Raw genomic sequence first — 1,978 nt, 5'->3', positions numbered from 1 at the left:
CTGGCAGGTCCTTCCAGGGCTTCCTCGCGTCGAAGCCGTAGTGTTTCGCCAGCGCGTCGATGGTCTGCAGGAAATAGGGCGACTTCGACTTGTTCCAGGGGGCAAGCGCCCCGTCCTTCAGCTTCAGAGTGACGTCCGGCACGACGAGGCGCTCGTCGAAGAAAAGCTCCACCCCGAGCCCGTCGCAGGCCGGGCAGGCGCCGAAGGGCGCGTTGAAGGAGAAGAGCCGCGGCTCGATCTCGGGGATGGTAAAGCCCGAGACCGGGCAGGCGAAATTTTCGCTGAAGGTAATCCGCTCCGGCTCGCCATCGGCCGGCGCGGTCTCCAGAATGGCGATGCCGTCGGCGAGGTTCAGCGCGGTGCGGAAGCTGTCGGCCAGCCGCGTCTCCAGCCCCTCGCGCACGACGATGCGGTCCACCACGACGTCGATGTCGTGGCGGAACTTCTTGTCGAGCGTTGGAGGCTCCTCCAGCTCGTGGAACTGACCGTCCACCTTGACGCGCTGGAAGCCCTGCTTCCTGAGCTCGAGAAATTCCTTGCGGTACTCGCCCTTCCGGTCGCGGACGATGGGAGCCATAAGGTAGCCGCGCGTGCCTTCCGGCATCGCCATCACCGCGTCGACCATGTCCTGCACCTGCATCGCCTCGATCGGCTTGCCGGTGGCGGGGCTGTAGGGCGTGCCGACGCGGGCGAAGAGGAGCCGCAGGTAGTCGTAGATTTCCGTCACCGTGCCGACGGTGGAGCGGGGGTTCTTCGAGGTCGTCTTCTGCTCGATGGAAATGGCGGGCGAGAGGCCGGAGATGTGGTCGACATCCGGCTTGCCCATCATGTCGAGGAACTGGCGGGCATAGGCCGAGAGGCTTTCGACATAGCGCCGCTGGCCCTCTGCGTAGATCGTGTCGAAGGCCAGCGAGGACTTGCCCGAACCCGAAAGCCCGGTGATCACTGTCAGACGGTCGCGCGGGATGTCGACGTCGATGTTCTTGAGGTTGTGCTCGCGCGCGCCCCTCACCTCGATGAATTTCTGTTCGGCCATCCCTGCCCCCGCGGTTCACGCCGTTAACAGATAGTGCATGGGGGCCGAGTCTCCAACCCGAAATTGAGAACATAAGCGGAACCTTTCCACCCGGAATCGCCCGGCCTTTGCAGCGGCGGGGCGGCAGGCGGCGGCCTTCGTCCCGCGGCGGATCGGCAATCCATTCACTTTTTTGAATGTAACGTCGCAATTCCCCTTGATGCCGGAGCGGAGCGGCGCCAGATGAGGGGACACCCGCCGATGAGAGGCCGATTCCGATGCTGAACTTCTTCAAGTCTGCCCCCCGCCTGACCGCCGCCGAGGCCGTGTCCCGCGTCAAGGCCGGAGACCTGACGCTCATCGACGTGCGCGACCAGGGGGAACTTGCCGCCACCGGACGTGCCCAGGGCGCGCTCCACGTGCCGCTGATGGTTCTCCGGATGAAATGCGACCCCTCCAGCCCGGAATGCCTTCCGGAGCTTTCCACCGACAAGCCGGTGGCGGTCTACTGCGCCTCGGGCGGCCGAAGCCAGATGGCCGCGCAGGTCCTGATCTCGCTCGGCTACCGCGAGGTCCACAACATCGGCGGCCTCTTCGACTGGCAGGCGGCCGGCGGCGCGATCAGCCGCTGAGCCGGGGTCCGTCCTCACGAAGGCGCTGATTGCGCCCCCACCGCTCAGATATGGAGCGCGCGGCCGTATGCGTCGAGCACGGCCTCGTGCATCATCTCGCTCAGCGTCGGATGCGGGAAGACCGTCTCCATCAGTTCCGCCTCGGTCGTTTCCAGCGTCCGGCCGACGACATAGCCCTGGATCAGTTCGGTCACTTCCGCGCCAACCATGTGGGCGCCGAGAAGCTCGCCGTTCTTGGCGTCGAAGACGGTCTTGACCATCCCCTCGGGCTCGCCGAGCGCGATCGCCTTGCCGTTGCCGATGAAGGGGAAGCGGCCGACCTTCACCTGGT

The 1,978-nt window shown here is 65.7% G+C and carries 1 protein-coding gene and 2 pseudogenes; 1 reads left to right on the top strand and 2 read right to left on the bottom strand.

Going from position 1 to position 1,978, the window contains the following annotated elements:
- Window positions 1-1,036, bottom strand: a pseudogene (locus ACMUOO_RS17320) (excinuclease ABC subunit A); the annotation flags it as partial.
- 257 nt (window positions 1,037-1,293) lie between these two features.
- Between ACMUOO_RS17320 and ACMUOO_RS17315 the strand changes: the two are divergent.
- Window positions 1,294-1,647: a rhodanese-like domain-containing protein gene (locus ACMUOO_RS17315; protein WP_301919865.1), complete on the top strand. Its 354-nt coding sequence runs from the start codon at window positions 1,294-1,296 to the stop codon at window positions 1,645-1,647.
- Window positions 1,648-1,691: 44 nt separating this feature from the next.
- On the opposite strand, the pseudogene ACMUOO_RS17310 reads toward ACMUOO_RS17315, so the two are convergent.
- Window positions 1,692-1,978, bottom strand: a pseudogene (locus tag ACMUOO_RS17310) (dihydrolipoyl dehydrogenase); the annotation flags it as partial.

It is taken from the genome of Albidovulum sp. (assembly GCF_041919395.1).
GTDB lineage: Bacteria > Pseudomonadota > Alphaproteobacteria > Rhodobacterales > Rhodobacteraceae > Albidovulum.
This window is presented reverse-complemented; position numbering and strand designations above follow the sequence as displayed.